Origin of the sequence: Geminicoccus harenae, assembly GCF_019800005.1 — a bacterium.
Taxonomy (GTDB): domain Bacteria; phylum Pseudomonadota; class Alphaproteobacteria; order Geminicoccales; family Geminicoccaceae; genus Geminicoccus; species Geminicoccus harenae.
The window spans coordinates 1-1,522 of sequence record NZ_JABGCL010000140.1; the positions used below are offsets into that span (position 1 = coordinate 1).

The following is a 1,522-nucleotide window of genomic DNA, read 5'->3' on the forward strand; positions in this document are numbered from 1 at the left end:
GTTTCCTCGCGGCCTGAGCGGATCGCGGCGGCCAAGGAGGAATGGGCGCGCGGCCGCTTCGACACCGTGCCGGGCGACGAGTCAGAATTCATCCCTCTGCCCAGCAGGCAGGATGACCCGCTGCGGGCCGAAGGGGGCGTGCACTATCCTTGACTGACTGCTGATAACCTCAGGTGATCGAGGATGCGGAGACGAGCCTACCGGGCCAGCCCTGCGACTACCATGCCTACAACGCCGTGCTGAAGCGGCTGTTCGGCAAGGCGCGGGGCGTCATGACCCAGGCCGAGCTGGAGGCCGTGATCGGCTGGCTGGAGCGCAACCGGATCCGCAGCCATCTCGACCTGATCCAAGACGACCCCCGCTACGGCTGGTCCACCCGGCAGCGCCGTACGGGCAGGCCACCCCATGATCGGCGGGGCAGTCGTGCTTCGGGCAGGCGCGGACGCGGCGGGATGACCGGCGAAGCGGGATAGATGGACCTGAAGGACATGGCGCAGAGGTTGGAGGCAAGCGGTGATTACCGCGTGCTCCGCCGTCTCGTGCCGCGCCGGCAGCCACACCTCGCCGATGGGTCGGCCACCCGGATCGGGCTGTTCGTGGACGTGGAGACAACCGGCCTGGATCCGGTCCAGCACGAGATCATCGAGCTGGCGATGGTCCCGTTCACCTATGCCCTGGACGGTCGGATCTTCGCGGTCGGCGGCGTGTTCCAGCGCCTGCGGCAGCCCGCACAGCCGATCCCGCCGGAGATCTCTGCGATCACCGGGATCGACGACGCGATGGTGGCCGGCCAAACCATCGATCCTGCCGAGGTGGCCGCCTTTGCCGCATCGGCAGCACTGGTGATCGCGCACAACGCCGCCTTCGACCGGCGCTTCCTGGAGCGGTTCTGCCCGCTCTTCGCCCGCAAGCCCTGGGCCTGCTCAATGGCGCAGGTCGACTGGGCGGCGGAGGGTCATGAAGGGCTCAAGCTCGCCTATCTCGCTGCAGGTGCCGGGTTCTTCTACGACCGTCACCGGGCCGAGAACGATTGTCTTGCCACCATCGAGCTGTTGGCGACCCCGCTGCCCAAGAGCGGCATCCTCGCCCTCACCAGGCTGCTGGCGCAGGCGCGCACGCCGACCTGGCGCATCTTTGCGGCAGACTCCCCCTATGACCGCAAGGACCAGCTGAAAGCCCGCGGCTATCGCTGGAGCGATCGGACGGGCCCGGCGCCACGCGGCTGGTACCTCGATGTCCACGAGGCGGACCGGGAAGCCGAACTGGCCTTTCTTCAAGCGGAGATCTACGGGCGCCCGGTCCAGCTTCAGGTCACCCGCATCGATGCCTATGACCGCTTTTCGGACCGATGCTGAGCGCTGGCGCCCATCGCCACAGCCGGTACAGTGAAGCACGCCTTGAGATCGCTCGGATAACGTACCGCTCGACGAGCTGGAGCAGGCAATGCTCTAAGAGCCTGTTTGAGAATGGGTTGCTGAGCCAGAACGGCTGTGGTGGAAGCTCGGGATGTGGACCCGAGAGA

2 protein-coding genes and 1 pseudogene are annotated in these 1,522 nt (G+C 67.0%); all 3 read left to right on the forward strand.

All coding sequences use genetic code 11. The features are described 5' to 3' along the window. Nucleotides 1-153, forward strand: a pseudogene (locus tag HLA95_RS30120) (pirin family protein); the annotation flags it as partial. Nucleotides 154-173: 20 nt separating this feature from the next. Then, nucleotides 174-473, forward strand: a complete 300-nt coding sequence (locus HLA95_RS27260; protein WP_191062568.1) for a hypothetical protein — start codon at nt 174-176, stop codon at nt 471-473. Further along, complete coding sequence (locus HLA95_RS27265; protein ID WP_222185119.1) at nt 474-1,355, forward strand: 3'-5' exonuclease; 882 nt, start codon at nt 474-476, stop codon at nt 1,353-1,355. Nucleotides 1,356-1,522 lie beyond the last annotated feature (167 nt).